The 23687-nt window shown below is 66.6% G+C and carries 21 protein-coding genes, 1 tRNA gene and 1 other RNA gene; 13 read left to right on the forward strand and 10 right to left on the reverse strand.

Annotation, left to right across the window (positions count from 1 at the left end):
- Positions 1-93 precede the first annotated feature (93 nt).
- The 7 genes from MXC99_RS14270 (at position 94) to prmC (ending at position 7248) form a co-directional block, all read left to right on the forward strand.
- A complete protein-coding gene (locus MXC99_RS14270; RefSeq protein WP_247726088.1) occupies positions 94-780 on the forward strand; it encodes a response regulator transcription factor in 687 nt (228 codons plus the stop codon).
- Positions 755-2224 carry a sensor histidine kinase N-terminal domain-containing protein gene (locus MXC99_RS14275; RefSeq protein ID WP_247726089.1) on the forward strand — a complete coding sequence of 490 codons (1470 nt, stop codon included), beginning with the start codon at positions 755-757 and terminating at the stop codon, positions 2222-2224. Before MXC99_RS14270 ends, MXC99_RS14275 begins: the two co-directional genes overlap by 26 nt.
- 140 nt (positions 2225-2364) lie before the next feature.
- A tRNA-Phe gene (locus MXC99_RS14280) sits at positions 2365-2440 on the forward strand.
- 115 nt (positions 2441-2555) lie between these two features.
- Entirely contained in the window at positions 2556-3764 is a 1209-nt protein-coding gene (locus MXC99_RS14285) for a Bcr/CflA family efflux MFS transporter (protein ID WP_247726090.1), read from the forward strand.
- Positions 3765-3984: 220 nt separating this feature from the next.
- Complete coding sequence (gene hemA, locus MXC99_RS14290) at positions 3985-5238, forward strand: glutamyl-tRNA reductase (protein WP_247726091.1); 1254 nt, start codon at positions 3985-3987, stop codon at positions 5236-5238.
- A gap of 58 nt (positions 5239-5296) precedes the next feature.
- Positions 5297-6382, forward strand: a complete 1086-nt coding sequence (gene prfA / locus MXC99_RS14295; protein WP_247726092.1) for a peptide chain release factor 1 — start codon at positions 5297-5299, stop codon at positions 6380-6382.
- Positions 6379-7248: a peptide chain release factor N(5)-glutamine methyltransferase gene (gene prmC / locus MXC99_RS14300; protein WP_247726093.1), complete on the forward strand. Its 870-nt coding sequence runs from the start codon at positions 6379-6381 to the stop codon at positions 7246-7248. The genes prfA and prmC overlap by 4 nt, the downstream gene beginning before the upstream one ends.
- Before the next feature lie 63 nt (positions 7249-7311).
- Here prmC and aspS read toward each other — a convergent pair whose 3' ends face one another.
- The 8 genes from aspS to MXC99_RS14340 all read right to left on the reverse strand — a co-directional run bounded on the left by aspS (position 7312) and on the right by MXC99_RS14340 (position 16452).
- Positions 7312-9111 carry an aspartate--tRNA ligase gene (gene aspS / locus MXC99_RS14305; protein WP_247726094.1) on the reverse strand — a complete coding sequence of 600 codons (1800 nt, stop codon included), beginning with the start codon at positions 9109-9111 and terminating at the stop codon, positions 7312-7314.
- Positions 9112-9214: 103 nt separating this feature from the next.
- Positions 9215-9841: a DUF502 domain-containing protein gene (locus MXC99_RS14310; protein WP_247726095.1), complete on the reverse strand. Its 627-nt coding sequence runs from the start codon at positions 9839-9841 to the stop codon at positions 9215-9217.
- A gap of 49 nt (positions 9842-9890) precedes the next feature.
- Positions 9891-10148 (reverse strand): FmdB family zinc ribbon protein, encoded by a 258-nt coding sequence (locus MXC99_RS14315; RefSeq protein WP_247726096.1) that lies wholly within the window; start codon positions 10146-10148, stop codon positions 9891-9893.
- A gap of 150 nt (positions 10149-10298) precedes the next feature.
- On the reverse strand, positions 10299-11150 hold the full coding sequence (locus tag MXC99_RS14320; RefSeq protein WP_247726097.1) for a prepilin peptidase: 852 nt from the start codon (positions 11148-11150) through the stop codon (positions 10299-10301).
- A 3-nt stretch (positions 11151-11153) separates the two neighbouring features.
- Positions 11154-12383 (reverse strand): type II secretion system F family protein, encoded by a 1230-nt coding sequence (locus MXC99_RS14325; RefSeq protein ID WP_247726098.1) that lies wholly within the window; start codon positions 12381-12383, stop codon positions 11154-11156.
- A 14-nt stretch (positions 12384-12397) separates the two neighbouring features.
- A complete protein-coding gene (gene pilB / locus MXC99_RS14330) occupies positions 12398-14113 on the reverse strand; it encodes a type IV-A pilus assembly ATPase PilB (protein ID WP_247726099.1) in 1716 nt (571 codons plus the stop codon).
- An 88-nt stretch (positions 14114-14201) separates the two neighbouring features.
- Positions 14202-15482, reverse strand: coding sequence for an HlyC/CorC family transporter (locus MXC99_RS14335; RefSeq protein WP_282100159.1), 1281 nt, complete (start codon positions 15480-15482; stop codon positions 14202-14204).
- Positions 15483-15621: 139 nt separating this feature from the next.
- Complete coding sequence (locus tag MXC99_RS14340; protein WP_247726101.1) at positions 15622-16452, reverse strand: cytochrome C assembly family protein; 831 nt, start codon at positions 16450-16452, stop codon at positions 15622-15624.
- Positions 16453-16500: 48 nt separating this feature from the next.
- Here MXC99_RS14340 and ffh point away from each other — a divergent pair, with 48 nt between their 5' ends.
- From ffh to gloA, 5 genes are read left to right on the forward strand one after another with little or no spacing between them, the layout of a single operon-like run.
- On the forward strand, positions 16501-17871 hold the full coding sequence (gene ffh / locus MXC99_RS14345; RefSeq protein WP_247726102.1) for a signal recognition particle protein: 1371 nt from the start codon (positions 16501-16503) through the stop codon (positions 17869-17871).
- 16 nt (positions 17872-17887) lie between these two features.
- Complete coding sequence (locus tag MXC99_RS14350) at positions 17888-18658, forward strand: EI24 domain-containing protein (protein WP_247726103.1); 771 nt, start codon at positions 17888-17890, stop codon at positions 18656-18658.
- Complete coding sequence (locus MXC99_RS14355) at positions 18655-19404, forward strand: competence/damage-inducible protein A (protein ID WP_247726104.1); 750 nt, start codon at positions 18655-18657, stop codon at positions 19402-19404. Before MXC99_RS14350 ends, MXC99_RS14355 begins: the two co-directional genes overlap by 4 nt.
- Positions 19405-19451: 47 nt before the next feature.
- Positions 19452-20177 carry a M48 family metallopeptidase gene (locus MXC99_RS14360; RefSeq protein ID WP_247726144.1) on the forward strand — a complete coding sequence of 242 codons (726 nt, stop codon included), beginning with the start codon at positions 19452-19454 and terminating at the stop codon, positions 20175-20177.
- 53 nt (positions 20178-20230) lie between these two features.
- Positions 20231-20617, forward strand: coding sequence for a lactoylglutathione lyase (gene gloA, locus MXC99_RS14365; protein WP_247726105.1), 387 nt, complete (start codon positions 20231-20233; stop codon positions 20615-20617).
- 17 nt (positions 20618-20634) lie between these two features.
- Here the strand turns inward: gloA and MXC99_RS14370 are convergent, their stop codons facing one another.
- Both MXC99_RS14370 and MXC99_RS14375 read right to left on the reverse strand, forming a co-directional pair.
- Positions 20635-21714, reverse strand: coding sequence for an HD domain-containing phosphohydrolase (locus MXC99_RS14370; protein WP_247726106.1), 1080 nt, complete (start codon positions 21712-21714; stop codon positions 20635-20637).
- Positions 21715-21832: 118 nt separating this feature from the next.
- Complete coding sequence (locus tag MXC99_RS14375; protein ID WP_247726107.1) at positions 21833-23077, reverse strand: nitronate monooxygenase; 1245 nt, start codon at positions 23075-23077, stop codon at positions 21833-21835.
- Positions 23078-23287: 210 nt separating this feature from the next.
- Here MXC99_RS14375 and ssrA point away from each other — a divergent pair.
- Positions 23288-23615: a transfer-messenger RNA gene (gene ssrA / locus MXC99_RS14380) on the forward strand.
- Positions 23616-23687 lie beyond the last annotated feature (72 nt).

Below are 23687 nucleotides of genomic sequence, written 5' to 3' on the forward strand. Positions count from 1 at the left end.
CTTTTTGATGCGCTCCATACGGCGTGCGCCGCGGATGCTTCTCTTCGGCGAAGCGTGGGATAATCCCTCCTTTCCAGGAGGGATCCTGAGTCTATGCGCATCTTGTTGGCAGAGGATGATCCGGTCATCGCCGACGGCATCTGTCGTGCCTTGCGGCGTGGCGGTTGTGCGGTCGATCACGTCGGGGACGGGGTCGATGCGGATGCGGCAGTCAGTTCGCAGGCTTACGATCTGTTGATCCTGGATCTCGGGCTGCCGCGGCTGAACGGCATCGAAGTGCTCAAGCGCCTGCGCGCGCGCAAGTCGGTTCAGCCGGTGCTGATCCTGACGGCCCAGGATGGCGTCGATGACCGCGTGCGCGGACTCGATGCCGGCGCCGACGACTATCTGACCAAGCCTTTCGCGCTGCCCGAGCTGGAGGCGCGGGTGCGCGCGCTGAGTCGCCGGGGCACCGGGCAGCCGCGCTGCATCGAGGTCGGCCGGCTCAGCTACGATCAGGCCGACCGTGTAGTCAAGATCGACGGCCAGATGGTGGACTTGTCAGCCCGCGAGATCGCCCTGCTCGAAGTCTTTCTGCTGCGGGTGGGGCGGCTGGTGAGCAAGGACCAGCTCGTCGACCACTTGTGCGGCTGGGGCGAGGAAGTGTCGAGCAACGCGATCGAGGTCTATGTCCATCGCTTGCGCAAGAAGCTCGAGGACAGCGGCGTGCGGATCGTCACCGTGCGCGGCCTGGGCTACTGCCTGGAAAACCCCGATGCTGGCGCGGCGGCGAAAGCCTGAACGCGCTTCAGGCGGGCGCAAGAGCGCGGCGCCGAACTCGTTGTTCGGCGAAATCCTCGACTGGATGCTTGCCCCGCTGCTGTTCCTGTGGCCGATCTCGATCATCGTCACCCACAACGTCGCCGACAACATCGCCAACCGGCCCTATGACCTCGCGCTCGCCGACAGCGTGCGCGCGCTGGCGCGGCTGGTGGTCGTCGAAAACGGTGAAGTGGCGGTCCATTTTCCGGCGCCGCCGCGGGCGCTGTTCCGCGCCGACCAGGACGATGCGGTGTATTACCAGGTCGCCAGCCACGGCGGCTCGATCCTCACCGGCGACGTCGAGATCGGCCGCCCGCCCTTGCCGCAAACGCTCTACGGTGAAGAGGTCCTGTTCCGCGACGAAGTGATCCATGGCGAGGAGGCGCGGGTCGCCTACCGTTTCCTGCGTCCCGAGCCGGACAAGCGCGACCTGCTGGTGCTGGTGCAGGTGGCGGAAACCCGCAACAAGCGCACCGATCTTGCCTCGAAGGTGGTGACCGGTGTGCTGCTGCCCCAGTTCGCCATCATTCCGCTCGCGGTCGTGCTGGTGTGGGTCGGGCTCACGCGCGGCATCGCGCCCCTGAGCCGCCTGCAGAGCATGATCCGGCGCCGGCGTCCGACCGATCTGTCGCCGATCGCCCCGGCCAGCGTGCCCGAGGAAGTCCGTCCGCTGATCATCGCCTTCAACGACATGATGGCCCGCCTGGAAGAGAACCTGCAGGCCCAGCAGCGTTTCATCGCCGATGCCGCACACCAGATGCGCACCCCGCTGACCGGCCTGAAAATGCAGGCCGACCTGGCGCTGCATGAAGCCGACCCCGAGCAGCTGCGCCAGTCGCTCGAGCGCATCGCCGAGAGCACCGACCGTGCCGCCCACCTGATCAACCAGCTGCTGTCGCTGGCACGCGCCGAGGCCAGCTTCGAGAAGCTGTATGCGGTCGAGCCGGTCGATCTGGAAGCCGTGGTTCGTGCGGTCGCGCTGGAACTCTTCCCGCGCGCGCGCGCCAAGCAGATCGACCTCGGTGTCGAAGGGGGGCAGCACCTGCTGGTCGAAGGTAACGAAGTCCTGCTGCGGGAGATGGTCAAGAACCTGGTCGATAACGCGATCAAATACACCCCGCGCGGCGGCAGCGTAACGGCGCGCACACGCTTCGCAGGGGTGCCGATCCTCGAAGTCGAGGATACCGGGGTCGGGATCGCGGAGACGGACCGCGAGCGTGTGTTCGAGCGCTTCTACCGAGTGCTCGGGAGCGGCGAGGACGGCTCCGGCCTGGGCTTGCCGATCGTGCAGGAAATCGCCGAACTGCATCGTGCGGTCGTGACCCTCGACGCCAACCCCGGCGGGCGGGGCACGCTTGCGCGCGTCGTCTTCCCGCGCAGCCAGTTGCAGCCGCCACCGCCGGTGCACGGCGATTTCGAGTGATTCCGGGATGTCGCCCCGGCACCGCCGGCGTAACTGCTGCACGGCCCGGCCCGCCGCCCGGCCGTCCCGTTCGGGATATCGAAAAAACTGGCGTGAATGTTTGACCTTCGTCCTGAATTCGCTATAATGCGCGCTCCTTAGGCCAGTTAGCTCAGTTGGTAGAGCAGCGGATTGAAAATCCGCGTGTCCGTGGTTCGATTCCGCGACTGGCCACCACCGTATTTCAAGCAAAACGCCGATCCGTGTGGTCGGCGTTTTGCTTTGTACCTCGGGACGATTCGCGTGCCGGCCGGCGGCTGCATTGCGCGGCATTTCGAATGGCTATAAACCTATGATGAACGCCGCTCCGACGCAACGTGCCCGCACCCTGCTGATCGCCAACTTGCTGGGACAGATGGCGTTCGGCCTCTTGGCGATGACCATTTCCATTCCCTCGATGCAGGAATGGGCTGCCATCTTCGGCTCCAGCCAGGCGAGCGTCCAGCTTACCTTCAGTGCCTATCTCCTCGCTTTCGGCGGACTGCAACTGGTCTATGGGCCGCTGTCCGACCAGATGGGACGCAAAAGAATGCTGCTGGCGGGCTTGTCGCTGGCGGGCGCCGGTTCGGTCCTCGCCGCGCTGGCGCCGGACCTGGCGACGCTGACTGCGGCGCGCGTGCTGCAGGGCGCGGGCAGTGCGGCAGGGATGGTAGTGGGGCGGGCAATGGTCCAGGACCTGTTCCACGGGCCGGAGCGGACCCGGGTGATGGCTTATGTCGGCATGGTGATGGGGCTGTGCCCGCCGCTGGCGACCATCGTCGGCGGGCAGTTGCATGTCCGCCTGGGCTGGCAGGCCAATTTCGTCCTCATCGCCGTTCTCGCCGCCGCGCTCCTGCTGGCGGCCTGGCGCGGGCTGCCGGCTTCGCCCGCGCCGGCGGAAAATCGGGGGCACTGGTTCGCTAACATGCTCAGTGCGTATGGGCGCCTGCTCCGGGAGCCGGTGTTCCTGTTCTATGTGGCGATCCTGTCGATGACCACCGCTACTTTTTACGCCTTTCTCGGTGGCGCGCCGATCGTGCTCGGCAGCTACGGCGTCGGCCCCGAAGGCATCGGCTACTACATCATGTGCATTCCGGCGGCCTACATCGTCGGCAACTACCTGACCACTCATCTGGTGCATCGGGCCCGGGAGGGGCGGATCATGGCGCTCGGGCAGCTGTTCACGGTGAGCGGTATCGGCCTGATGCTCGTGCTTGGGCTGGCCGGGCTGAATACGCCGCTGGCCCTCGCCCTGCCGCTGCTGCTGCTGGGCCTGGGACATGGTTTCCTGATGCCGTCGACGCTCGCCGGAACGGTCGGTGTGCTGCCTGCGCTGGCCGGTTCGGCCGCTGCCGTGGCCGGCGTGCTGCAGCAGCTGATGGGAGCGGTGGGCAGCTATGCGGTAGGCCTGTTTCCGCATCACGGGGTGGTGAACCTGGGCTTGCTGATGATGACGTTCACCCTGTGCGCGGTCGCGGCGCAGACGCTGATGCACCGCAGCCGGGCAAGCGTGGCCGGGTAGCGCGCGCGCCCGCCCGGCGTGCGGCCTTCGGCGCGTGCGTGGATTCGCCTCCGGGTTTGTTGCTATACTGGCGCCGATTTCGTCAGACGGGCCGACCGGGTGTCGGCCCGTTTTCGTTCGCGCACCCTCTTTTTCGGGTTGAAGTGGCTGATTTTGCTCAAGTTTTTTGCACTTTTCGGAGTGCTATAATGCGCCGGCTGTCGACGAGGCCGTTTTCCGCATGCAACTTTACGCTCTGGGTCTGAATCATCACACGGCGCCGCTCGCGATCCGCGAACGGGTCGCGTTTCAGCCTGAGCATCTGCAGCAGGCCCTGCACGGCCTCGCTCATGCCGACTCGGTGCGCGAAGCGGCGATCCTGTCGACCTGCAACCGCACCGAACTGTATTTCGCTGCCGAGCAGCCCCAGCGTGTCGCCGACTGGCTGGCGCACTTTCACCACGTCTCGCTGAACGAAGTCTCGCCCTACCTGTACGCCTACCCGCAGCGCGACGCGATCCGTCACGTCTTCCGCGTCGCCAGCGGGCTCGACTCGATGGTCATCGGCGAGCCGCAGATCCTGGGCCAGGTCAAGGATGCGGCGCGCTTCGCGGAACAGGCCGGGACCCTGGGGGTGCTGCTGCACAAGCTGTTCCAGAGCACGTTCGCAGTGGCCAAGGAGGTGCGTTCGACGACCGCGATCGGCGCCAATACGGTGTCGATGGCGGCCGCGGCGGTGCACCTGACTGAGCGCATTTTCGGCCGTGTCTCCGATCAGCATGTGCTGTTCATCGGTGCGGGCGAGATGATCGAGCTCTGTGCGGCGCACTTCGGCGGTGCCTGTCCGAAGTCGATGACCGTCGCCAACCGCACCGAGGAACGCGCCCAGGTCCTGGCTTCGCGCTTCGGCGCGCGCACCTTGCGCATCGACCAGATCGGCGAGGCGCTGGCGCGCTTCGACGTGGTCGTGTCCTGTACCGCCGCGCCCCTCCCGCTGGTCGGCCTGGGGATGGTCGAGCGTGCGGTGAAGGCACGCCGCCACCGGCCGATGGTGATGGTCGATCTGGCCGTGCCGCGCGACATCGAGCCCGAGATCGCCGGGCTCGACGACGTCTTTCTGTACACCGTGGATGATCTCGCCCAGGTCGTCGAGGCGGGCATGGAGTCGCGCCAGCAGGCGGTGGTCGAGGCCGAGCAGATCATCGACTCGCGGGTCGACGGCTTCCTGCACTGGATGGCGGCGCGCGGCAGCGTGCCGACCATCCGCGCGCTGCGCGAACATGCCGAAGCCCTGCGCCAGGCCGAGCTCGAGCGCGCCCTGCGCCTGCTGGCGAAGGGCGAGGAGCCGCAGCGCGTGCTCGACGCCCTCTCGCACGGCCTCACCAACAAGCTCATGCACGGCCCCACGCGCTTCCTGAACCAGGCCGACGAGACCCGCAAGGCCGAGGCCGGGCGGCTCGTCGAGCAACTGTTCAACCTGCCGTCCCACGGCTAGGGCGCTACGGTCGATTCTTTACCGCCTGCGCCCGGCGCAGGCCCTCCGGGCTGACTCCATGAAGCGAAGCATCCGCGACAAACTCGAACACCTCGTCCGCCGCCTGGACGAACTCGATCGCACACTCGCGGCCGGGGAAACGGCGAACGACATGAAACGGTTCCGCGAACTGTCGCAGGAGCGCGCCGAAGTCGAACCGGTGGTCGCCCTGTACCAGGCTTATGCGCAGGCGGAGGCCGACTGCGCGACGGCGCGGGAGCTGCTGGACGATGCCGAGATGCGCGAGCTCGGCGAGCAGGAGCTGGCCGCCGGTGAAGCGCGCATCGCCGAGCTGGAGGCCGCGCTGCAGCGCGCGCTGCTGCCGCGCGACCCCAATGACGAGCGCAACCTTTTTCTCGAGATCCGGGCCGGTACCGGGGGCGACGAGGCGGCGCTGTTCGCCGGCGATCTGCTGCGCATGTACAGCCGCTATGCCGAGCGCCAGCGCTGGAAGGTGGAGATCGTGTCGGCGAGCGAGTCCGACCTCGGCGGCTACAAGGAAGTGATCGCCCGCATCGCCGGCGCGGGCGCCTATTCGAAGCTGAAGTTCGAGTCCGGCGGCCACCGCGTCCAGCGCGTGCCGGTGACCGAGACCCAGGGCCGCATCCACACTTCGGCGTGCACGGTGGCGGTACTGCCCGAGGCGGACGAAGTCGAAACGGTGAACATCAACCCGGCGGATCTGCGCATCGACACTTTCCGCGCTTCGGGCGCCGGCGGCCAGCACATCAACAAGACCGACTCGGCGGTGCGCATCACCCATCTTCCGAGCGGCATCGTCGTCGAGTGTCAGGACGATCGTTCGCAGCACCGCAACAAGGCACAGGCGCTGGCGGTGCTGGCCGCGCGCCTGCACGATGCCGAAGCGCGTGCGCGGCAGAGCGCCGAAGCGGCGCAGCGCAAGAGCCTGATCGGCAGCGGCGACCGCTCCGAGCGCATCCGCACCTACAACTTTCCCCAGGGCCGGGTCACCGATCACCGCATCAACCTGACCTTGTACAAGCTCGATGCGGTGATGCAGGGCGAGCTCGACGAACTCGTCGACGCCCTGATCCTGGAGCACCAGGCCGAACTGCTCGCCGCGCTGGCGGGGGACGGCGCATGAGCACGGCCTCATCCGGCGCCGGCCTGCCGCCCGCGGCGGTGCCCGATATCGCCGCGGCGCTGGCCTGGGCGCGCGCGCGCATTGAACCGATCGATGCCCGCGTGCTGCTGCGCCATGCCCTGCAGTGTTCCGGGGCGCGCCTGGCCGCCTATCCCGAGCAGCGCCTGGCCGACGCCGAGTGGGCGGCGTACCGCGGCCTGGTCGAGCGTCGCGCGGCGGGAGAGCCGGTGGCTTACCTCACCGGTACGCGCGAGTTTTACGGGCGGGAATTCCTCGTCACCCCCGCGGTGCTGATTCCGCGCCCGGAGACCGAGCTGCTGGTCGAGCTCGCCCTTGCCCATTGCGCGGCGCGGCGCGGCGTGCGCGTGCTCGACCTGGGGACGGGCAGCGGGGCGCTGGCGGTGACGCTTGCGCTCGAACTCGATGTGCCCGACGTGGTGGCCGTCGACCGCTCGCGCGAGGCGCTCCAGGTGGCGATGGCCAATGCCGCGCGGCTCGGCGCCAGCGCCTGCTTCGTCCTCAGCGACTGGTTTGCGGCGCTGGGCGAGGAGCGCTTCGGGCTCATTGTCGCCAATCCGCCCTACGTGGCGGCGGGCGACCCGCACTTGGCGCAGGGCGACGTGCGCTTCGAGCCGGTGACGGCGCTCGCCGCCGGGCCGGCGGGGCTGGACGACCTGGCTGCGATCGTGGGTGCCGCGCCGCGCTGGCTGGAGGACGGCGGCTGGTTGTTCCTCGAGCATGGCTACGATCAGGCGGCGGCGGTGCGCAGCCTGCTGCTCGATGCCGGTTTCGGGGCGATCGCTTCGTGGAAGGATCTGGCCGGCCTCGAGCGCGTCTCGGGCGGGCGCTGGCCCGGGCGAAAATGAAAAACCGCCGCCTGTCCGCCGCGGGGGCGGGCAGGCGGCGGTCTGGCGGCCGCTTTGGCGGACTCAGCCGCGGCCGACTTCGACCTGGGTCTCGACCTTCTGGCGCAGGCGGATATGCAGTTCGCGCAGCTGCTTCTCGTCGACGTCGCCCGGTGCATCGGTCAGCAGGCACTGGGCGCGCTGGGTCTTGGGGAAAGCGATGACGTCGCGGATTGATTCGGCGCCGGTCATCATGGTGACGATCCGATCGAGGCCGAAGGCCAGGCCGCCGTGCGGCGGGGCGCCGTACTTGAGCGCATCGAGGAGGAAGCCGAACTTGGCCTGCTGCTCCTCGGGGCCGATGGCGAGGGCCTCGAACACGCGCGCCTGCACGTCGGCGCGGTGGATACGCACCGAGCCGCCGCCGATCTCCCAGCCGTTGAGCGCAAGGTCGTAGGCCTTGGCGAGGCATTCGCCCGGGTTGGATTCGAGCAGCTCGACGTGCTCGTCCTTCGGGCTGGTGAAGGGGTGATGGCAGGCGGTCCAGCGCTTGTCGTCCTCGTCGTATTCGAACATCGGGAAGTCGACCACCCACAGCGGGCGCCAGGCTTCGCCCGTCACGTAAGCCTTCTCGTGGCCGAGCTTGGTGCGCAGCGCGCCCATGGCGTCGTTGACCACCTTGGTCTTGTCGGCGCCGAAGAAGATCAGGTCGCCCGACTGCGCGCCGGTGCGCTCGAGGATGGTGGCGAGCGCCTTCTCATGCAGGTTCTTGACGATCGGTGACTGCAGGCCCTGTTCGTTGGGCTGGGTGGCATCGTTGACCTTGATGTAGGCCAGGCCCTTGGCGCCGTAGATGGCGACGAACTTGGTGTATTCGTCGATCTCGCCGCGGGTCAGGCTGTTGCCGCCGGGGACGCGCATCGCGGCGACGCGCCCGCCCGAGGTGGCGGGGCCGGAGAAGACCTTGAAGGCGACGTCCTGCACCGCGTCGGTGACGTCGGTGAGCTCGAGGGTCACGCGCAAGTCGGGCTTGTCCGAACCGTAGCGGCGCATCGCCTCGGCGTAGCTCATGCGCGGGAAGGGCGCGGGCAGTTCGACCGCCAGCGCTTCCTTGAACACGTAGCGGATCATCTCCTCGACCAGGGCGGTGATCTCGCGCTCGTCCATGAACGAGGTCTCGAGGTCGACCTGGGTGAACTCGGGCTGGCGGTCGGCGCGCAGGTCCTCGTCGCGGAAGCACTTGACGATCTGGTAGTAGCGGTCGTAGCCGGCGACCATCAAGAGCTGCTTGAACAGCTGCGGTGATTGCGGCAGGGCGAAGAACTGCCCCGGATGCACGCGCGAGGGCACCAGGTAGTCGCGCGCGCCTTCCGGCGTGCTCTTGGTGAGCATCGGCGTCTCGACGTCGATGAAGCCGGCACCGTCGAGGAAGCGGCGGAAGGCCATCGTGGTCTTGTAGCGCAGCATCAGGTTCTTCTGCATCTGCGGGCGGCGCAGGTCGATGACGCGGTGCGTCAGGCGCACGGTCTCGGACAGGTTCTCGTCGTCGAGCTGGAACGGCGGTGTCGCGGCGGCGTTGAGGACCTCGATGTCGTGGCACAGGACCTCGATCTCGCCCGAGGTCAGGTTGGCGTTTTCGGTGCCGGCCGGGCGGCGGCGGACCTTGCCGCTCATCTTCAGGACGAACTCGCTGCGCACCGATTCGGCGATCTTGAACATCTCGGCGCGGTCGGGGTCGCACACCACCTGGACCAGGCCCTCGCGGTCGCGCAGGTCGATGAAGATGACGCCGCCGTGGTCGCGGCGGCGATGCACCCAGCCGCAAATGGTGACGATCTGATCGAGGTCGGCGGCAGTGACTTTTCCGCAGTAATGGGTTCGCATAAGGAGGAGTTCCGGCTGGGCGACGGCAGCGTGCCGTCGGGATTCAAGGAAGCAGGGAAAACGGGGTGGTCTTGTTGGCGGTGGCCTTGTCCGTCGGGGAGCGTCATTCGTTGAGCAGGGCCGCCCGGCTGGCCGGCCGGCGCAGCGGGGGAGCGACCACTCCCATGGAGATGATGTACTTGAGCGCTTCATCGACGCTCATCTCCAGTTCGATGACGTCCGCCCGCGGCATCATCAAAAAGAAGCCCGAGGTCGGGTTGGGCGTGGTCGGCACATAGACGCTGACGTAGTCGCCCTGCAGGTGATACGCCGCATCGCCGCCTGGCTGGCCGGTGAGAAAGGCGATCGTCCATGCGCCCTGGCGCGGGTACTGCACCAGCAGGGCCTTGCGAAAAGCCTGGCCAGTGCTGGAAAAAACGGTGTCCGAGACTTGCTTGACGCTGTAGTAGATCGACTTCACCACCGGAATCCGGGACAGCAGCGCTTCCCACAGCTGGACCAGCTTCTGGCCGAGCACGTTGGCTGCGACCAGGCCGGTGAAGAACACGATCAGCAGGCTTGCCAGCACGCCGACGCCGGGGATATCGAGGCCGATGAAGTCGCGCGGATGGAAACCGTTCGGCAGCCACAGCAGGATCGCGTCGAGCGTGCTGACGATCCAGGCCAGCACCATGAAGGTGATCGCCAGCGGAATCCAGATTAGCAGGCCGGTGATGAAGTATTTCTTCAATTGAGCGTCTCGGGCCCGCCGGGCGGGCCGTTCGGGGGAACGTGGCCGGTCAGTGGCAGGCGCACGCGCCGCTGCCCCCGGCGCAGGGGGGCGCCGCTGCCGGGGCGGGCGTGCTCGGCGCGGCAGCGCCCTTGAAGTCGGTGGCGTACCAGCCGCTGCCCTTGAGCTGGAAGCCGGCGGCCGAGAGGAGTTTGGTGTACCCCTCGGTGCCGCAGGACGGGCACGAGGACAGCGGTGCGTCGCTCATTTTTTGCAGATGTTCCTTCTGGAAACCACAGCTTGGGCAACGATATTCATAAATGGGCATGACGAGCTCCCGGAGACAAGTGCGCAAGTCTAACGCAATGCAGCATAAGGAAAAAGCGAAGCCCGTGAACACCGGGCGCGCAACCGAAATGGGGGTGGCGCAGCCGGGTTTCAAGGAGGGTGGGCATTGCGCCGGAGGGTGGTCCGGGGGTTAGAACAGGCCCAGGTAGCGCGTGGTCAGGGTCTCGCCCCACAGCAGCGCGATCAGGCCGGCGGCACCGAGATAAGGGCCGAACGGAATCGGCACGTTGCGGCCGTGGCGCGCGAAGGCGATCAGGGCGATGCCGACGATCGCCCCCACCAGCGAGGACAGCAGGATGGTGAGTGGCAGCACCTGCCAGCCGAGCCAGGCACCGATCGCCGCCAGCAGTTTGAAGTCGCCGTAACCCATGCCCTCCTTGCCGGTCGCGAGCCGAAACAGCCAGTACACCGTCCACAGGGCGAGATAACCGGCGATGGCGCCGATGACCGCGCTGTGCAGGTCGGTGAATACGCCTCCGGTGTTGAACGCGAGGCCCAGCCACAGCAGGGGCAGGGTGATGCTGTCGGGCAGCAGCTGGGTGTCGAGGTCGATGAAGCTCAGCGCCACCAGCGCCCAGATGAACAGCAGCGCGCCGAGCGTGGCGGTGCTGGCACCGAAATGCCAGGCGGCCACGCCGGAGAGGGCGGCGGTGCAGAGTTCGACGACCGGGTAGCGCTTGCTGATGCCGGCGCCGCAGTGCCTGCAGCGGCCGCGCAGGAAGATGAAGCTGAGCACCGGGATGTTTTCCAGCGCGGACAGGCGGTGGCCGCAGTGCGGGCAGCGCGAGCGTGGCGTGGCGAGGTTGAAGCGCGGGGCTTCGGGCGCCGGCTCGCCGCGCAGTTCGGCGGCCTGGGCGTGCCAGTCGCGCTCCATCATCTTCGGCAGGCGATGGATGACGACGTTGAGGAAGCTGCCGACGAAAAGCCCGAGCAGGCTGAGCAGCGGAACGAGAGCGAACGGTTCGTGCAGGAGTTCAGCCATGGATCACACGACCGAGCCGAGCTTGAAGATCGGCAGGTACATCGCGACCACCAGGCCGCCGATGATGGTGCCGAGGAAGACCATGATCAGCGGCTCGAGCAGCTGCGACAGGCCGGCGACGGCGTCGTCGACTTCCCGCTCGAAAAAATCCGCGACCTTGCCGAGCATGGAATCGAGCTGGCCGGACTCCTCGCCGATCGAAACCATCTGCACCACCATGGCCGGGAACACCGCTGCGTTCTGCATCGCGACGGTAAGGCTGGTGCCGGTGCTGACGTCGCTCTGGACCTGCCGGGTCGCGGTCAGGTAGACGTGATTGCCCGAGGCGCCGCCCACCGAGTCGAGGGCTTCGACCAATGGCACGCCGGCGGCGAACATCGTCGACAGGGTGCGTGTCCAGCGGGCCACGGTCGCCTTGCGGATGATCGGACCGACCAGCGGCAGGTGCAGCACGACGCGATCGACGGCGATCTGCATTGCGCTCGAGCGCTTGTAGCTCCAGGCGATCGCCAGCACGGCCGCGAGCAGCGCTCCGAACACCAGGTACCAGTAGGCGACGAAGAAGTCAGACATCGCGATCACCATCAGCGTGGGGGCCGGCAGGTCGGCGCCAAAGCTGGAGAACACGTTCTTGAACTCGGGAATCACAAACAGCATCATCACCGAAATCACCAGGCCGGCAACCACGACCACGGCCGCGGGGTAGAACAGGGCCGACTTGATCTTGCTCTTGATCGCGAGGATCTTTTCCTTGTAGGTGGCGATGCGGTCGAGCAGGTTGTCGAGGATGCCCGCCTGCTCGCCGGCGGCGACCAGGTTGGTGAACAGCTTGTCGAAGTGCCGGGGGTGTTTGGCGAATGCCTGGGACAGGCTGGAGCCGGTCTCGACGTCGTTGCGGATCTCGTTGAGCAGGCGCGACAGTGCCGGATTGCCCGACCCTTTCATGGCGATGTCGAAGGCCTGGAGCAGGGGCACGCCGGATTTCATCATGGTGGCGAGCTGGCGGGTGAACAGGGCGATCTCCTTGTCGCCGATGCGTCGGCCGCGCGACAGCTTCTGCTTGCGCACCTTGCTCACCCGGATGCCCTGGCGGCGCAGCATGGCCTGGACCATGGCGTCGCCGCTGGCGCGCATTTCGCCGCGGATCAACTTGCCCGTCTTGTCCCTGCCTTCCCAGCTGTACAGGTCTTCCTTCGGGCCCGTGCCGCGCACTGCCCGGCTTGCTGTCGCCATGAGTCGAACGTCCTTTATTCGTTGGTCGAGGCCAGCACTTCGGCAAGCGAAGTGATGCCTTGCTTCACTTTCAGCAGGCCCGACTGGCGCAGATCGCGCACGCCCTCGCGTGCGGCCTGCGCGGCGATGTCGATGGAGTTGCCGCCGGTCATGATGATGTGGGCGATCTGCTCGCTGACCGGCATGACCTGGTAGATCCCGACCCGGCCCTTGTAGCCGCTGCCCTGGCAGCGTTCGCAGCCGACCGGCCCATAGGCCTGCCAGCTGCCGTCGAGCTCGGCAGCGCTGAAGCCGGCTTCGAGCAGCGCCTCTTCCGGGATGTCCGCGGGCTTCTTGCACGAGCACAGGCGGCGGGCAAGGCGCTGGGCGGTGATCAGGATCACCGAAGAGGCGATGTTGAACGGGGCGACGCCCATGTTCTTGAGGCGCTCGAGCGTGCTCGGGGCATCGTTGGTGTGCACCGTGGACATCACGAGGTGGCCGGTCTGTGCCGCCTTGACCGAGATCTCGGCGGTTTCGAGGTCACGGATCTCGCCCACCATGATGATGTCCGGGTCCTGGCGGAGGAAGGCGCGCAGCGCCGCGGAAAAGGTGAGGCCGGCTTTTTCGTTGATGTTGACCTGGTTGATGCCGGGGAGGTTGATTTCGGCCGGGTCTTCCGCGGTCGAAATATTGGCGCCGGGCTGGTTGAGCAGGTTCAGGCAAGTGTAGAGCGACACCGTCTTGCCCGAGCCGGTGGGGCCGGTGACCAGGATCATGCCGTAAGGACGGTCGATCGCAGCGAGCAGGGCTTCCTTCTGGTCGGGGTCGTAGCCGAGGGCATCGATGCCGAGCATTGCCGAGCCGGGATCGAGGATCCGCATCACGATCTTTTCGCCGTGCAGGGTCGGCAGCGTGGATACGCGGAAGTCGATCGCCTTGTTCTTCGACAGCGCCAGCTTCATCCGCCCGTCCTGGGGAATGCGCTTTTCCGAGATGTCGAGGCGCGAGACGACCTTGATGCGGGCGGCGATTTTGTCCTTGAGCACCAGCGGAGGCTGGGCGATGTCGCGCAGGACGCCGTCGGTGCGCACGCGGATGCGGTAGTACTTCTCGTACGGCTCGAAGTGGATGTCGGAGGCGCCTTCGTTGATGGCATCGATCAGCACTTTCTGGATGAAACGCACCACCGGCGCGTCGTCGACTTCCGAAGTGTCGTCTTCGTCGGGCGGGTGCTGCGCGCCTTCCTGGTGCAGCAGGTCCATGTCGAAGGCTTCACCGGTGAGCTCCCGGAGCGTATCGGCGGCGCTTTCGACCAGCGCGTCGACGGCGCGCCCGAGCTTGTCGGCTTCGGCAATCACGAGGTCGAGCTGGAGACCGGTCTGGAAACGGATCTCGTCGAGTGCACGGATGTTCGACGGGTCGGCGATTGCGAGGGTGAGGCGGTTCTGACGCCGCGCCAAAGGCACGACCTGGTGCTTTTGCATCAGCTTGCGATCGACGGCTTCGCGGGCGAGGGCGGCGGTGTCGAAGGTGGTGATGTCGAGCAGGGGGTAGCCGAAAGTTTCGGCAGCGAAGGCGGCCATCGCCGCGCTGCTCATGAGTCCGCGCTGGGCGACTTCGCGGATGAAAGCGTTGCTGCCTTCTCCGCTGTGTGCGGAGCAGGCGAGGGCATCGGTTTCCTGCAGATGCCCGTGCTGGATCAGCGCCCTGGCGAGGCCGCTCAGGGACGGTTTGGAGCTTGCCGCCATGCCGTGCTCTCGACTCGATAGCGGGCGATGTTGCACGCCACCTCGGGCCTTGTAAAGGCCTTCGCGGGCGCGAAGGGGAAGGAGAAACTCATCGTCCGGTGCCGTCTCCGAGCGGGCGGAACAGGCGTGCCGTACGCACCCGGCGGTCCTGGGTCTGCACGACTTCGATCGGAATTTCGGCGATCTTCATCGACACCCCGGTTTCCGGGATGTCCTGCAGATGCTCGAGGATCAGTCCGTTGAGCGTCTTCGGTCCATCGGTCGGCAGCGCGAGGTCGAGCCTGCGGTTGAGTTCGCGCAGGTTGGCGCTGCCGTCGACCAGCACGCTGCCATCCTCGTTCCAGGCCAGGCGGCCGCCGGCGGCGGGCATGCTGGTGGTGAATTTGCCGATCAGCTCTTCGATGATGTCTTCCAGGGTGATCAGGCCGAGGATCTCGCCGTACTCGTCTACGACGAAGGCGAGGCGCTGCTGGTTTTCCTGGAAGAACTGGATCTGCGAATACAGCGGGGTGTCGGCAGGCACGTAGTATGGCTTGGCCAGCAAGCCGCGGATGCGCTCGACGGAGAATCCGTCCTCGAGCGTATCGTTGAGCAGGCGGCGCTGGTGCAGCACGCCGATCACCTGTTCGCTGTCGCCGTCGTGCACGGCGAGGCGGGTGTGAAAGCTGGTGGCGATCTGGCGGCGCAGTTCGGTCTCGGTGGCGGAGAGGTCGATCGCCTCGATCGCGCCGCGCGGGGTCATCACGTCCTCGACCGTGATGCTCTCCAGATCGAACAGGTTCACCAGGATGCTGCGGTGCTTGTGCGGAATGAACTGGCCGGACTCGAGCACCATCGCACGCAGCTCTTCGACCGACAGCGCGGTGTGGTTGTCTTCCCGGGGCTGCAGCCGGAGCAACCACAGCAGGCTGCGCGAAAACAGATTGACGAACCAGATCGCGAAGTAGAACACCCGCAGCAGGGCCGAGAGCGGAAAGGCAAAGATCGGGGCGAGGCGGTCGGCGTGGGTGGCGCCGATCACTTTCGGGGTGATCTCGGAAAAGACCAGAATGGCGAAGGTGACGAGCAGGGTGGCGATTCCCAGAACCCAGCGCTCGTCACCGAAAATCTCCAGCGTGATGACGCTGACCAGGGTCGCGGCGGCGGTGTTGACCAGATTGTTGAACAGCAGGACCACGCCCAGCAGGCGGTCGGTCCTGCCCAGCAGCTCGATTGCGAGGCGGGCACCCCGATTGCCCTGGCCGGCGAGCGAACGCAGGCGGTAGCGGTTCGCCGCCATCATGACCGTCTCGGACATGGAAAAGGCGCCCGAAAGTACGAGTAGCACGACCAGGGCGATGAATTGGGCCGTCAGGCTGATGTCCGGCACGAGAGGCGGGGAAAGTCGCGGGGCCCCGAGTATTGGGGCGCCTCAGAACGCTGTCAACAAAGCCGGGCGGGGCGGATGCCTGCGCGATACGGCGGCTTGCGGAGACGGTTGTGGCAGGAGATGGTCAGGCAGGAGGCGCTCAGGAAGCGCGCTCGAGCACGACTTCGATGACGAAACGGCTGCCGAGATAGGCCAGCACGAGGGCGGTGAAGCCCGCCAGCGTCCACCGCAACGCCACCCGTCCGCGCCATCCCCAGCGCCAGCGGCCGAGCAGCAGCATGCCGAAGAGAAACCACGAAACGAAGGCGAAGACGGTCTTGTGGTCGACCCGGAAAGGTTGGCCGAAAAGCGTCTCGGAGAACAGCACGCCGCTGGCCAAGGTGAGGGTGAGCAGCACGAAGGCGATTGCGATCAGGCGGAACAGCAGCGCTTCCATCGTCAGCAGCGGCGGAAGTCCGGCGAGCAGGCGGCTGAAGCGGGCGCTGTGGAGCTGGCGTCCGGCGATCGACATCAGCATGGCGTGCAGGGCCGCCAGCGTGAACAGGCTGTAAGCCAGCATCGCGACCACGAAGTGGGCGCGAAAGGCAGGAGAGGCTGCGTTGACGAGCACATGCTCGCCAGGGAAGATCAGCGGCACCAGGCTGGCCAGCGCACCTGCAGGCATGGCGGCCGCGTGCAGGCCGTCGAGCCGGGTATAGAGCGTTTCCACCCAGTAGAAGCAGATCGCCAGCCACACCATCAGCGATACCGCAACACCGAAGCCGAAACGCATTTCGCTGCCGGGGAAGATCGCCTCGTGCAGGACATAGCCATGAGCGAGCACGGCGACAAGCAACACCAAGCGCTGTCGCCCCGACAGGCATTCCCGCGCCCCTTCCGGTGCGGCGCCGAGCAGGCAGCTGCGCCAGAACAGCACGCCCAGTCCGGCGTAAAGCGAGGCGGGAACCAGATGAAGTAGAATGGTCTGCATATGTAGCCGCAGTTTACTCCAAGTCACCGCGCCAAGGCCTTTCCGAACATGCTCGACAATCTCACCCTGCGCCTGTCCAAAGTCGTCAAAACCCTCCGCGGCCAGGCGCGCCTGACCGAAGAAAACATCCAGGAGGCGATGCGCGAGGTGCGTATGGCGCTGCTCGAGGCCGACGTCGCATTGCCGGTGGTCAAGGACTTCGTTGCCCGGGTGAAGGAAAAGGCGGTCGGTCAGGAGGTGGTCGGGTCGTTGACGCCGGGCCAGGCTTTGGTCGGGGTGGTGCATGACGAGCTGAAGGCGTTGATGGGCGGCGCGCACGAAGGTCTCGATCTGTCCACCCAGCCTCCGGCGGTGGTGCTGATGGCAGGTCTGCAGGGCGCGGGCAAGACCACCACCACCGGCAAGCTCGCCAAACTGCTGCACGAACAGCAGAAGAAAAAAGTGCTGGTGGTGTCGGCCGACGTCTATCGCCCGGCGGCGATCGAGCAGTTGAAGACGGTGGCGGCGCAGGCGGGCGTCGGCTTCTTCCCCTCGTCGGCGGAGCAGAAGCCGGTGGACATCGCGCGCGCCGCACTCGATTACGCGCGCAAGCACCACGTCGACGTGCTGCTCGTGGACACCGCCGGCCGTCTCGCGGTGGACGCGGCGATGATGGCCGAGATCAAGGATCTGCACGCCGCACTCGGCCCGATCGAAACCCTGTTCGTGGTCGATGCGATGCTCGGCCAGGATGCGGTCAACACCGCGCGCGCCTTCAACGAGGCGCTGCCGCTCACCGGTGTGGTGCTGACCAAGCTCGACGGCGATGCGCGTGGCGGTGCGGCGCTGTCGGTGCGCCACGTCACCGGCAAGCCGCTGAAGTTCGCCGGCGTCGGCGAGAAGCTCTCCGGGCTCGAGCCCTTCCACCCCGACCGGATGGCCAGCCGCATCCTCGGGATGGGCGACATCCTCGGCCTGGTCGAGGAGGCGCGCCGCGGAGTCGACGAGGAGAAAGCCCGCGTCTTCGCGCAGAAGTTGAAGAGCGGCAAGGGCTTCGATCTGAACGACTTCAAAGAGCAGATCGCCCAGATGCGCAAGATGGGCGGGCTGGCGTCGATGATGGACAAGCTGCCGGCGCAGTTCGCGCAGGCCGCCGGCAAGCTCCAGGGGGGCGCCGAGGAAAAGGCCATCTCCCGCATCGAGGGCATCATCAACTCGATGACGCCGCTCGAGCGTGCCAAGCCGGAGGTGCTCAAGGCCAGCCGCAAGCGCCGCATCGCTGCCGGTTCCGGGGTCACGGTGCAGGAGGTCAATCGCCTGCTGAACCAGTTCGAACAGACGCAGAAGGTGATGAAGCAGTTCTCCAAGGGCGGCATGCAGAAAATGATGCGAGCGATGAAGGGTATGATCCCGGGCGGCCTGCCGGGTATGCCCCGGTGATGGGAGGTGGGTGGTCGTGAAGGAGATTCTCGTTGCCTTCGGTCGCGCCAGCCGCAGCCTGCTGCGGCGCGACATCTTCTGGCACCTGCTGTGGCCGGGTGTGGTTGCGATGCTGGTGTGGACCGTGGTCGCGGTGCTGGTGTGGACGCCGGTCACCGAGGGCCTGTTCGCCTGGGTGAACGGCTGGTCCTTCGTCGGCGGCTGGCTGTCGGCTTCGGATGCGGCGGCGGTGACGATGCTGGTGCTGATCAAGATCGCCGTCGCCTTGCTGGTGGTGCCCCTGGTCTATGTGACCGCGGCCTTGCTGGTGGCCACCGTTGCCTTGCCGCTGATGCTGGAGCGGATCGGGCGTACCGACTACGCCGAACTCGAACAGCGCCGCGGCGGCTCCAACTTCGGCAGCGCGTGGAATTCGGTCGTCGCCGGCCTTCTGTTTTTGCTCGCACTGCTGGTGTCGTTGCCGCTCTGGCTGATCCCCGGTGTCGGCCTGCTCGCCTCGGTCGTACTTACCGGCTGGCTCAACCAGCGCGCGTTCGGCTACGATGCGCTGATGCTGCACGCCGACAAGGATGAACTCCAGCGCCTGCGTGGCGACCGCAGGCCGCAGATGCTGCTGCTCGGCGGCGGCTCCGCGCTGCTGGCCTACGTTCCTTTCGTCAACCTGGTGGCGCCGGCCTATGCCGGCCTCGCTTTCGTGCATTACCTGCTCGAGGCCCTGCGCCGCCATCGCCTGCAGCACGGCATCAGCGTGCTCGATGCCGCTCCCCCCCCGCGGAAGATTTCATGAACTTCGGTGCCCTGATCATCGGCGACGAGATCCTTTCCGGCCGCCGCAGCGACAAGCATCTGTCCCGCCTCATCGAACTGCTCGCCGCGCGCGGGCTGAAGCTGGCGTGGGCGCGCTACGCTGGTGACGACCCCGTCCGCCTGTGCGAGACTTTGCGCCAGACGTTCGCCAGCGGCGACGTGGTGTTCAGCTTCGGCGGCATCGGCGCGACTCCGGACGATCGCACGCGCGCCGCGGCGGCGGCCGCGCTCGGCCTGGAACTGGCCCTCCATCCCGCGGCCGAGGCCGAGATCCGTGCCCGCTTCGGTGACGAGATCACGCCCGAGCGCCTGCAGATGGGCGTGTATCCGGTGGGCAGCGACATCATCCCCAACGGCTACAACCGCATCCCCGGCTTTTCCATCCGGCAGCACTATTTCGTGCCCGGCTTTCCGGTCATGGCCTGGCCGATGGTGGAATGGGTGCTGGACACGAAATATGCCCACCTCCACCACGCCGAAGACTATGTCGAACAGGCACTGACGGTGTGGGACGTCTACGAAGGCCAACTCATCGGCCTGATGCGCGAGCTCTGCGACGACTTTCCCGAGGCCACCCTCTTCAGCCTGCCCACATTGGCCGAAGAAGGACGGCGGCGCTCACTGGAACTGGGCATGAAAGGGCCGGCGGCCGCTGTCGCCGCGGCGATGGCGCGGATCCGGGAGACGCTTTCGGCGCGCGGGCTGGAGTGGCAGGACAAGCGTTGAACGTGCGCCGGGATGGGAAAGGCGAGGCGGTGGAGCTGTCGCACGCGATGGTGATCGACGGCACGGCGGTGGACCTGGTGCTGCGTCGTTCGGCGCGCCGCTCCTTCGCTCTGCAGATCGACCATTGCGGTGCGCGCGTGGCGGTGCCGCTGCGCACTTCGCTGCAGGAGATCGAGCGTTTCGTTCACAGCCACGGGCGCTGGCTGCTCGATCGGCTGAAGGCGAGCGCGGAGGCGGCACGGGCGCCGGTGCTGGAGGTCGCGGACGGGGTGCAACTCCCTCTGTTCGGCTGTCCGCTCAGGCTGCGCCTGCGCGAAGGCGGCAGAACGCAGTGGCGGGCGGCGCTCGACGGCGGCGAAGAACTCGTGCTCCCGCTCGGGGGCGATCCCTCGCGTGCGCTGCTGCGCGCGCTCCAGGCCCGGGCGCTGCCCTGGTATCGCGGGCGGGTGGCGGAGTATTGCCATCGCCTCGGCCTGAAGCAGCCACCGGTGCGATTGTCGAACGCGGTGACGCGCTGGGGCAGTTGCAGCAGCCGCTCGGGGATACGCCTGCACTGGCGACTCATCCACCTGCAGCCGGGGCTGATCGATTACGTGGTGGCCCACGAAGTGGCGCATCTGATCGAGATGAATCATTCCCCGCGCTTCTGGGCCGTGGTGGAAGACGTCTATCCGAACTGGCGCGCTGCGCGTTCGGCGCTGCGCGCGGCCGCGCCGACCCTGCCGGTGATCGGGGCGCACAGCGCACCGGGCCGCGGCGCCGCGGCAGGCTGAGCCGGCCCGCCCTCCGCCACCCTTCTTTCCATCCTCCGACCAAGGAGAATTTCATGCGTATTCTGCACACGATGTTGCGCGTCGGCGATCTGGAGCGTTCCCTCGCGTTCTATACCGAAGTCCTGGGAATGCGCCTGCTGCGTCGCCAGGACTACCCGGACGGCAGGTTCACGCTGGCCTTCGTCGGTTACCAGGACGAAAAGGACGCAGCGGTGCTCGAATTGACGTACAACTGGGGCGTGGATGCCTATGAGGCGGGTAACGCCTACGGCCATATCGCGCTCGAAGTGCCCGATGCGAAGAAGGCCTGCGACGAGATCCGCGCCCGCGGCGGCAAGGTGGTGCGTGAAGCCGGGCCGATGAAGCACGGTTCGACCGTGATCGCGTTCGTCGAAGACCCCGACGGCTACAAGGTGGAGTTGATCGAACGCCGGGACTGAACGCCGGCGCCGCGCGCTCACATCGGTGTGGCGGCCGTTCGCGCGTTCCCGTGCGCTGGCGCTGGAGTGTCGCGAAAGCGTGCGTGGATGGCGAGCACGTCATTCCAGCGGTGCAGGAAGGCATCCACGCAGCGGCGGTCGAAGTGGCTGCCGCAGCCGGCGCGCAGGAGTGCGATGGCGCGGGAGAACCGCCATGCCGGTTTGTACGGGCGTGCCGAGGTGAGTGCATCGAAGACGTCGGCCACCGCGACGATGCGCCCGGCGAGGGGAATCGCCTCGCCGGAGAGCCCTTGCGGGTAGCCGCTGCCGTCGATTTTTTCGTGGTGCGACAGGGCGATGGTCGCCCCCAGGCGCAGAATGCTGGAGGAGGAGTCCTTCAGGATGTCGTAGCCGATGCGGGGATGGCGCTTCATGATGGCGAATTCATCCTCGGTGAGTTTCCCGGCCTTGAGCAGGATGTCGTCCGGGATGCCGAGCTTGCCGACGTCGTGCATCGGCGCGGCCATCAGCATGGCTTCGGCGAACTCTTCGGGATAGCTCAGGGCACGCGCAATCAGCGCCGAATAGTGTGACATGCGCTGGATGTGGGCGCCGGTTTCCGGATCGCGGAATTCGGCTGCGCGCGCCAGCCGGGTGATCGTTTCACGCTCGCGCTCGAGGATTTCGGTGGTGGCGCGGCGCACTTCGGCCGCCAGGCTGGCGGTACGCTGGCGGGTTGCGAGGTGGGCACTGCGCAATTTCAGCATGTTGCGCACCCGTGGCTCGAACTCGTGGGTGTCGAAGGGTTTGGTCAGGAAGTCGCTGGCGCCGCATTCAAGCGCCTGGTAGCGCACCCGGCGATCATCGCTGGCGGTCACCATCAGGATCGGAAGATCGTCGCTGTCGCGGCGTGCACGGAGATGGCGGATGAATTCCAGGCCATCCATCTCGGGCATCCTGTAGTCCACGATGACGAGGTCGGGGTCGTTGGCGTCGCACCATGCCAGCCCCTGGAGCGCACGATCGAACGCCACCGGGGTCGCGCCGGGCAGGCGGCCGACGAGCCGGGCCATCAGCGTGAGGTTGAGCGGCGTGTCATCGACGATGGCGACGTTCATCGGTTGACCGGGCGAGATCGAAACGCTGCCATCGTGGCCCCGGCGAATGCCGGGGGCGAGGAAATAAGTCGCGGAGCAAAAAAGAAAAATGGCGCCGTTTTGCGGCGCCATCCCGCGCTCAGTCGGGGAGCGCGACCTTGTTGTCGGTGCTGAACTGGTAATCGTGGAACACGTGCTCGGCGCTCAGGATGCGGTAGTCGCCGTTCTCGTCGCGATGTGAAGTGTCCTTCAGGCGGTAGGTGTAGTGACCGCAGGTCCAGCAGTCGAAGTTGCGCATGTGGGTGCACAGGCAGGTCTTGTCCCGCACCTTCACTTTCTTCGCGTCCGGATGTGCCGCCACTTCGCGGTTGTAGGCATCGATGTACTGACAGTTGCCGTGCGAGTCGAGCAGGTAGCCGTAGGCCTCGCAGTTGGGGCGGATTCCGCTGCCGATCGCGGGGCTGCTCTTGAGCATCCGCATCGGGTAACCGGTGGGGGAGATCTGGTTGACCTCGATCTCGCTTTCGCTGGCCTTGAAATAATGCTGTTTGACGTCGTCGGGCAGGCCGCATTCCTGGGTGACGGTGAAACGCGTCGCCACCTGCACCGCAGCGGCGCCCGCCTCGAGGAAATCGACCGCATCGCTTCCGGTGAAGATGCCGCCGGCCGGAATCAGCGGAATGTCGAGCTGCTGCTCGCGCATCCAGTTACGGATCTCGGCGACGATGGTGGCGAGGTCGTACTGCGCCCAGTCCATGCCGAAGCCCAGATGGCCGCCGGCGAGCGGGCCTTCGATTACCACGAAATCGGGCAGGCGGCCGGTGCGCGCGCTTTTCTTCAGGAACAGCTGCAGCGCGCGCAGCGAGGAGACGATGATGCCGAGCTTGACGTCGTGGAAGCGGGGGTGATCCTCGATCAGCGCGAACGAGCCGAGGTGCAGGCCGGCCGCCAGGGTGATGCCGTCGATGCCGTGGTCCATCGCGGTCCGCAGGCGCACCCGGAGGGTGTCCCGCGGACTGTTCATCGTCAGCTTTTCCATGCAGTTGATGAACACCAGGCCCGGCCCGCGCTTGGCTTCCATCGTGCGCCCGACATGGGTCGCGGTAGCCTCGGCGATCAGGCCGAGATCGAACTGCACCACTGACTTGTCGGTGTTGGCGACGTTGAACTTGTACTGCTGGAGCTTGTTCTTGACGTACTTGGTGTTGTAGCGGCGGTCCGAAACCGTGGGCAGCATCGCGTCGGAGATGTGACCGACCCCACCCAGACGGGCGGCTTCCAGGGCAAGATCGGCGGTCGAGATATCGACTCCCATCCCTCCTACCATGATCGGTACCAGTTCCTGCGAGCCCAGTCGTAGGCGAAAATCATCCACGCGCTTCATTGATTCAGTGTCCGTTGTATCGGCAGTCCAGCATTATCACCCGAGTCAGGGTTCCGGCCCAGCCCCGCAGCACATCGGGCATGCCCGGCATGCCATCCGGCCCGCTTGTGGGCCCGTCCGGCAGCGCCCGTTGGCGGCCCCCGCAGAGGCGCCGGCGGGCGCCTGCGGCCCCGCCGGCGAGAACATTGCTTACAACTGCGCCGATGTCTGGCGCGCGTAGGTGTTGAATGCTGACGCTGGCCTGCGTACCATAGCCCTCATGGTTGTAATCCCGGCAATCTGGAGGCGTTCTGGACAGGGGTTCGATTCCCCTCACCTCCACCCAAGCGCATTCGGGAGTGTGTTTGGGTGGGGGTGTACCGGTTTCGACAGGGCGGGCAAAGGTGAGCAGGCAACCCGAGAGGCGACGGACGTAATCCGCGCAAAACCATAAACGCCAACGATGAGCGTTTCGCACTGGCCGCCTAAGGCCTATGCCGAGGCCGCTTGAGCCTTGTTACCAAAGAAAAGCCGGTGGGGACTTCGGTCCCCATCGTCACGTCTACCGGGTGCCGAGTGCGCCCCGCCTTTCGTTTCGCCGCGCCGGTCGATGTGCGGCGCACTCGGTAAG

Origin of the sequence: Thauera aromatica (assembly GCF_023093595.1) — a bacterium.
Classification (GTDB): domain Bacteria; phylum Pseudomonadota; class Gammaproteobacteria; order Burkholderiales; family Rhodocyclaceae; genus Thauera; species Thauera aromatica_A.